General features: G+C 42.8%; 6 protein-coding genes and 1 pseudogene. 4 read left to right on the forward strand and 3 right to left on the reverse strand.

Annotated features, from left to right (window positions below; genetic code table 11):
* The first annotated feature begins 101 nt into the window (after nt 1-101).
* The 3 genes from AACZ11_RS11235 (at nt 102) to AACZ11_RS11245 (ending at nt 2,388) form a co-directional block, all read left to right on the forward strand.
* The gene (locus tag AACZ11_RS11235) at nt 102-1,367 is read left to right on the forward strand and encodes a fibronectin type III domain-containing protein (protein WP_290626702.1); all 1,266 of its coding nucleotides are present in this window, start codon (nt 102-104) and stop codon (nt 1,365-1,367) included.
* A gap of 137 nt (nt 1,368-1,504) precedes the next feature.
* Nucleotides 1,505-1,954, forward strand: a complete 450-nt coding sequence (locus AACZ11_RS11240; protein WP_290626704.1) for a hypothetical protein — start codon at nt 1,505-1,507, stop codon at nt 1,952-1,954.
* Between the two features lie 83 nt (nt 1,955-2,037).
* Complete coding sequence (locus AACZ11_RS11245; RefSeq protein ID WP_290626706.1) at nt 2,038-2,388, forward strand: hypothetical protein; 351 nt, start codon at nt 2,038-2,040, stop codon at nt 2,386-2,388.
* A 48-nt stretch (nt 2,389-2,436) separates the two neighbouring features.
* On the opposite strand, the gene hemL is transcribed toward AACZ11_RS11245, so the two are convergent.
* Genes hemL through AACZ11_RS11260 form a run of 3 tightly spaced genes read right to left on the reverse strand, consistent with a single transcriptional unit; the run spans nt 2,437 to nt 5,520 of the window.
* Nucleotides 2,437-3,726, reverse strand: a complete 1,290-nt coding sequence (gene hemL, locus AACZ11_RS11250; protein ID WP_290626708.1) for a glutamate-1-semialdehyde 2,1-aminomutase — start codon at nt 3,724-3,726, stop codon at nt 2,437-2,439.
* A gap of 8 nt (nt 3,727-3,734) precedes the next feature.
* Nucleotides 3,735-4,580, reverse strand: coding sequence for a glucosaminidase domain-containing protein (locus tag AACZ11_RS11255; protein WP_290626710.1), 846 nt, complete (start codon nt 4,578-4,580; stop codon nt 3,735-3,737).
* Between the two features lies 1 nt (nt 4,581).
* Complete coding sequence (locus tag AACZ11_RS11260) at nt 4,582-5,520, reverse strand: pyridoxal-phosphate dependent enzyme (protein WP_290626712.1); 939 nt, start codon at nt 5,518-5,520, stop codon at nt 4,582-4,584.
* 270 nt (nt 5,521-5,790) lie between these two features.
* Between AACZ11_RS11260 and AACZ11_RS11265 the strand changes: the two are divergent.
* Nucleotides 5,791-7,083: pseudogene (locus tag AACZ11_RS11265) on the forward strand (hypothetical protein); the annotation flags it as partial.

Genomic DNA, 7,083 nt, shown 5'->3' on the forward strand with positions numbered 1-7,083 from the left:
TGGTTGAGGGAAGTTATATTTAGGTCAAGGATAGAATTTTAACCCGAGAAGGAATTCACTTTCGGCTGATTTTCCTATTTTTAGCAAAAAATTGAACAAATATGAAGAATATCAGTCTTTTAGTCCTGTTGGGACTCTTGATAGCCTTGATTTCCTGCGGAAAAGATGATGAAGTAAGCGGAGATGGCGAAAGTCCTTCTACTCCTTTGAACTTAACAGCTTCCAATATCACGGACATGTCCTTGCAGTTGGATTGGGGAGCTTCTACCGATAATATTGCGGTAACAGGCTACCGCGTGTATGAAGAGATCTCCGGAACGGTAGTTTCAGTAGGACCTACGATCACAACCTATACCGCCAGCGGACTTATGCCGGATACCGCTTATAAGTATTATGTGACCGCAGTGGATGCCGCTGGAAACGAATCCGCCCAAAGTAATACAGTGGAACTAACTACAGCGCTTACGCCTTTAGAATTTAAGACCAATCTTACTGAAATGGGTGTCTTCGCGGGAACTTTATCGGATATCACGCCGGCTGCCGGGGTACAATTGTATGAGATCAACAGCACTCTTTTTACAGATTATGCGGCCAAACAGCGACTCATTCGATTACCTGAAGGAAAAATGCTGAAATACGACGGCAACTTCTTACCAATTTTCCCGGACAATACATTGATCGCCAAAACCTTCTATTACAATATAGACGATCGTGACCCTTCCCTCGGAAAACAGATCATTGAAACCCGTATTTTTCTAAAAATTTCCGGAACGTGGGAAGTGGGCGATTATATTTGGAATGCTTCCCAGACCGAAGCAGTGTATCGCGAAACGGGCAGTGAGATCCCTATTAGTTGGATCGACAGCGATGGGAATACTCAGAATATCGATTATTTAATTCCTTCTAAGCAGGACTGTTTTACCTGTCATAACAATAACGGAACCACCTTTCCTATTGGAATGAAATTGCGAAGCATGAACTTTGTACCCAGCTACACTTCCATGAATCAGTTGGATTATTTTACCAACAACGGCTTGCTGGAAGGGCTTCCAAGCGCTGCTAGTGTCACCGTTCTCCCTGATTGGACCGATGACGCGACCTACGATATCTTTCAGCGAGGGAGAGCCTATATTGATGTAAACTGTGCGCACTGTCATCAACCCGGAGGAACGGTAACTAATTTCAATTTGGATTTTCGCTACGAAACCCCTTTTAGCGATACTGCGATCTATCCAAATCGAGGCGAGATCGAGGCCCGTATTCAGAGTACGCTTCCCACCTATCGCATGCCGCAATTAGGACGAACCATCGTTCATGAGGAAGCCGTAGCTATGTTGCTGGAATATCTTGGGGCCATAGAAGATTAAAGCAATGCACCATACTATATAAAGATAGCTGCCACTTGGCAGCTTTTTTTTTTCAGATTCGTACTTTTCAGAAGCCTATTATTAAACCAAGCCGAAATTAAATGGTCATAGCTATATAAATCCTAAACAGTATCACAATGAAAAAGACACTTATAGTAATATCATTGCTTTTTAGCATGACCCTGATCGCACAAACACCCGATGTAGATAAAAAGGAGATGCGTAAGGAGATGAAGCAAAAAATGAAGGACCTTACCCCCGAACAGGCGGCGGACCTTGAAACAAAAAAACTGACCTTGGCCTTGGATCTTTCGGAAGCACAGCAAAAGGAAGTAAAGGTATTGGCTCTGGAAAAAGCTAAAAAGAGAAAAGAGCGTTCTTCCGGACGTCAGGATCGGGCTGAAATGACCGCTACCGAAATGTATGAGCGCAAAGCCAAGATGATGGAGGAAAGGATTGAACACAAGCTTAAAATGAAGAAAATCCTGACTGAAGCTCAATATGAAAAGTGGGAAAAAATGTCGCTAACTAAACGAAGAGGCATGAAAAAGCACCCACAAAACAGAGGCAATTCAAAAAATAAATAACCGAATTAGTTTTTTGGCGTAATTCTTGGTTAATTGTTACTAAATTAGTTACATTAGTAACCTTAAATTTAATTTTAGAAACAATGAAAAATCTATTTAAAGTTGTTGCCTTTGCATTCATTTTCGTACTTGGTACAGGTGCCATGAGCGCACAAACACTATCTCAGGATCAAGACAGACCGGAAGTGGTTGCTAAAAAGAAAGCAGACCAACTCACGTCACAGTTAGACTTGAATGGCGACCAACAGCGAGCTTTGTTTAGAGCATACACTGCTTATGAGTCCAATTATAAGAAATATATTGTAGGAAAGGACGCCAATAACGCAGACGTTGTCGCAAGCAAGAAAAAATACGATGAGGCGTTAAAGGAAAGTGCCAGAAAAACCTTGACGGAAGCTCAGTATAAAAAGTGGCTTACCATAGAAAAGTTATAGCTTGAATGCAATTAAAATAAGAACCCTCCATTTTCATGGAGGGTTTTTTTATGTCAAGCGCAGTGCTACCCGGCCGCATGCCGCAATGGTCGCATCCAAATCTTCGTACGTAAGTGCTTCGGTTAGAAACCAAGTTTCAAAAGCGCTGGGAGCAATATAAATACCTTCAGCAAGCATTCCGTGGAAGAATTTCTTGAAGGTTTCATTGTTGGCGTGTGCCGCTGTTTCAAAATTAGTTACAGGTGTTTCAGAAAAATGTACCGAGATCATGGAACCTACCCTGTTTATAGTATGGGGTATCGCGTGTTGTGTTAAAACCTTCTCCAACCCCTTATGCAAGTATTCGGTTTTTTCCTGTAATGAAGTATAGATATCAGAATTTGTGTTCAACTCCTTCAACATTGCTAGACCGGCCGCCATCGCCAAGGGATTGCCGCTAAGGGTTCCTGCCTGGTAGACCGGCCCTAAGGGAGCCAGATGCTCCATGATCTCATTGCGTGCAGCAAAAGCACCTACCGGGAGTCCGCCACCAATTACTTTTCCGAAGGTAACAATATCGGCTTTGATCCCGTATAGTTCTTGCACGCCCCCCTTTGCTAAACGGAATCCGGTCATGACCTCATCAAAAATGAGCAGGATATCGTTGCTGTCGCAAACAGCTCGCAATCCTTCAAGAAATCCATCCGCAGGAGGAATACACCCCATATTTCCTGCTACCGGCTCAATAATAATACAAGCGATTTCTCCCTTGTTTTCAGAAACGATCTTTTTTACGTGCTCGATATCATTATACCTAGCCAGCAAGGTATCCTTTGCCGTTCCCTGCGTGACACCGGGGCTGTTGGGACTTCCAAATGTAACCGCGCCACTCCCGGCCTGGATCAAAAACGAATCACTATGACCGTGATAACATCCTGCAAATTTTATGATCTTATCCTTTCCGGTAAACCCTCTTGCCAGACGAACCGCACTCATACAGGCTTCAGTTCCACTATTAACAAAACGTATCTTATCAATATTAGGCACCATAGATACAGCTAAGGAAGCAATGGTGGTTTCTATTTCGGTAGGCATTCCAAAGGACGTACCTTTTTGAGCCTTTTCGATCACGGCATCCACTACCGGTGGATGCGCATGCCCTAATATCATGGGACCCCAAGAATTGATATAATCAATAAGTCTATTTCCGTCGGCATCATACAAATAGGCTCCTTTAGCCCTTTCAACAAAGATAGGATCACCTCCTACCGCATTAAATGCGCGTACCGGGGAATTGACGCCACCCGGTATGTAGTGTTGTGCTTCAGCGAACAGTGCACTGCTTCTTTTATAAATCATAGAAAATTTTAGTGATTTTTAACAGGGTGCAAATATAATACTTGCCCGATAGAAATCGTGTCGGAAATGAGTCCGTTGTATTCCTTTAGCGTATCAACAGTAATGTTGAATCGGCGTGCGATGCTATATAAGGTATCCCCTTTTTGCACCGAATACGTACCAATCTTAGAGTCATCGGGGTTCAAGAAATTTGCCTTGTTCCCAAGAACTTCATTGTCGTATTTTGTGAGATCGTATCGCTCGATGATGCTAATTAATTTCTCAGGGTATTTAGGGTCGGTCGCATATCCTGCCTTCCGCAGACCTTTGGCCCAGCCTTTATAATCATCCTTTCTCAGCTTAAAGAGATCCTGGTATCGACTGCGTTGCGTAAGGAACAAGGAGTGGTCCCGAAAAGAATATTTAGGATCTTTATATTTTCGGAAGCATTCCTGAAGTTCATCGTCGTCGTGGTACACACGATCACCGGTCCATTCCTTATGACATTTTATGCCAAAATGATTGTTCGCTTTACTGGTAAGCTCTCCTCTCCCGGCGCCACTTTCCAGAATTCCCTGTGCCAATGTGATGCTCGCCGGTATTCCATACTGCAACATTTCTTCCATGGCAATGGTACTGTAGCTGGCAATATAGGCTGAAACGATTTCGGCATAAGAGGCATCCTTTTTTGGAACAATGATCTCGGTCTTGGGCGTATCTTCAAGGGTGGGTGTTATTTTCTCTGTCGTTTTTCTTTCAACAACAACTCTTTCGGTACGTGGTTTTTTTCGGGTTTCAGCAACCCTTTTCTTCGATTTACAACCTGTGGCAAGCAGTAAAGTGATGCATAAGATCGTAAGTATTCTGTATAGCATATTACACAATAATTTGAGGTAAGTTCTTTTGTTTCAATAGTTGATTCATTCCGGTAATTCCCTGCAAGCCCCCGGTATGGACGGCTAAAATACGGCTATTTTTTTTGAAATACCCTTTTTCTATCAAGTCCAGAATACCATATATCATTTTACCGGTATATACCGGATCCAACAATATACCTGTATCCTCCCGGAAGCTATTTATACAACGAATCAATTGTGCATCTATTTTGGCATAACCTCCAAAAGAATAGGCATCGGTGATAGAAAAATTGGTCTTCTCTGTGAATTGTTCTACTATTTTTTTCTGAAATGTTCCCTGCAATGCCGAAAATCCTAAGACAGTTTGATGTGCATAGGATGCCTCCACTAAACCTGCCAGTGTGCCCCCGGTGCCTACAGATGTACAGATAACATCATACTTTTCGTGTATAGGGGTTAATATTTCGGTGCATCCTTGCACCGCCAATGAACTCGTACCTCCTTCGGGAATAATGTAGGCACCCGGGTACTTCTTCCGAAGCATTTTCAAATACACTTCATCTGCTTTTCGCCGATATTCCTCCCGTGATATGAAGTGCAACTTCATCCCTTCAGCTTCAGCATAGCTAAGTGTAGGATTATTGTGGTATTCCTTTGAAAGTTCTTCCCCTCTAATAATTCCTACCGTCTTAAAACCAAATAGACTTCCTATGCCGGCTACAGCAGCGATATGGTTGGAATACGCCCCGCCAAAGGTAAGCAAGGTAGTACAACCCATATTGTGGGCATTTGCTATACTATATTTTAGTTTTCGGTATTTATTCCCTGAAATGATAGGGTGAATTTGATCCTCTCTAAGAATGGATAAGGCGCATTTTTTTTCAGTAAGAATTGGCAAGCGAATTTCTTGAGTTGTAATGGAAGGAGTTTCAGAAAAAAGGACGGAATTAAATGTCATACAACCCTAACGTTTATCGAGATTCGATTGTTTTACAAATAACGCAAAAAACACCTTAGATAACAACTGCTACTTAGAAGATACTTAATATTTTAGTTTTCAAGCAATTAATTATTTAAAGAGTACGAAGTATATTCCCGTTTCGACCTCAGGAAAAAATTAACACATTCTTACAAACTTTGTTAAACTTTTGTGTCTTTCATCGATTATTTTTGTATTTCAGCGATTTATTATCATATTATTGTAGGAAATTTCCTAACAAGAACACTTATGATAAAAAAATTACTCCCCAAAATTTGTACAGCAACTTTTGTATTCTTTTTCTGTATAAATTTCTCGTCAGCACAGGTAGGTATCGGAACCACGACGCCACAACCTGGATCTATTTTAGATATAAGCACCGCAGATAAGGGCCTATTGGTTCCGCGGGTCAATATTGCGAATCTATCTACCATCGCCCCGATTACCGGAGGTGCAACAGAAAGTCTTCTTGTATACAATACCAACACCACAACAGGTGTAGGATTTCACTATTGGAACGGAAGTCTATGGATTCCCATTATCAGTAAGGATTGGAAACAGGGCGGAAATATAGGAACTGTTCCCGCCAACGACTTTATAGGAACCATAGATAATATGGACCTCCGCTTTCGCACCAACAACATTGAGCGATTGGAGATTACCAATAGCGGACTTCTTAGAGCGTTTGCTCCCGGATCTGTGACCACACCTTTATTATCATGGGATATTGATGTAGATACCGGGATCTTTCGAGGTGCCGATGACCAATTAAACCTAGGAGCCGGCGGACTGGAATTCATATCCTTGCAAGAGAATGCTAACGATGTATTGGTCATCAATGAAACAGGTGTTGATATGAATACTCGCATTGAAACATCCAATAAAACAAATGCATTATTTGTAGACGGCGCCAATGACAATGTTGGATTAGGAACAGGAGCACCCAATGCCAGTGCTCAACTTGAAATTGCAGATACGAATAAGGGTATCTTGATTAACCGAGTGGCACTTACGGCAACCAATTCTGCTGCTCCGGTGACCACACCCGCCACAGGCTTACTGGTATATAATACGGCCAATGCGAGCACAGGTAGTACGCAAGTACTTCCCGGGTTCTATTATTGGGACGGTTCACGCTGGATCGCCATGGGAGGAACCGGCGGAAAGGACTGGTCGCTCGAAGGGAATGCCGGAACAAACGCCGGAGTTAACTTTATTGGGACTACAGACAACACCGACTTTGTATTGCGAACGAACGATACAGAACGACTTCGATTCTTAAGTGCGGGAAACGCGGGATTGGGAAGTGCTCCCTATACCAACGTAGCCTTACGTGTAAACGACGGATCTGATTACGGGATTGTTACCGAGACTTCGACTACCGGAGGAGGTGTTTTAGCATTGGAAAGTGGCAGTGGGGACGCCCTCTCTGGTCAAAATAGCGGAACAGGCCTGGGTGTTTTTGGCTATGCTGCCAATACCCACGGTATGTACGCAACTACTGCCTATACAGGCGGTGCATTTTTAACAGGAGGAATCATA

The organism is uncultured Altibacter sp. (assembly GCF_963972995.1).
Taxonomy (GTDB): domain Bacteria; phylum Bacteroidota; class Bacteroidia; order Flavobacteriales; family Flavobacteriaceae; genus Altibacter.

Bases quoted from the DNA above. Each gene is read 5' to 3' on its own strand.
- AACZ11_RS11235 (WP_290626702.1), top strand. From the start codon at position 102: ATGAAGAATATCAGTCTTTTAGTCCTGTTGGGACTCTTGATAGCCTTG.
- AACZ11_RS11240 (WP_290626704.1), top strand. From the start codon at position 1,505: ATGAAAAAGACACTTATAGTAATATCATTGCTTTTTAGCATGACCCTG.
- AACZ11_RS11245 (WP_290626706.1), top strand. From the start codon at position 2,038: ATGAAAAATCTATTTAAAGTTGTTGCCTTTGCATTCATTTTCGTACTT.
- hemL (WP_290626708.1), bottom strand. From the start codon at position 3,726: ATGATTTATAAAAGAAGCAGTGCACTGTTCGCTGAAGCACAACACTAC.
- AACZ11_RS11255 (WP_290626710.1), bottom strand. From the start codon at position 4,580: ATGCTATACAGAATACTTACGATCTTATGCATCACTTTACTGCTTGCC.
- AACZ11_RS11260 (WP_290626712.1), bottom strand. From the start codon at position 5,520: ATGACATTTAATTCCGTCCTTTTTTCTGAAACTCCTTCCATTACAACT.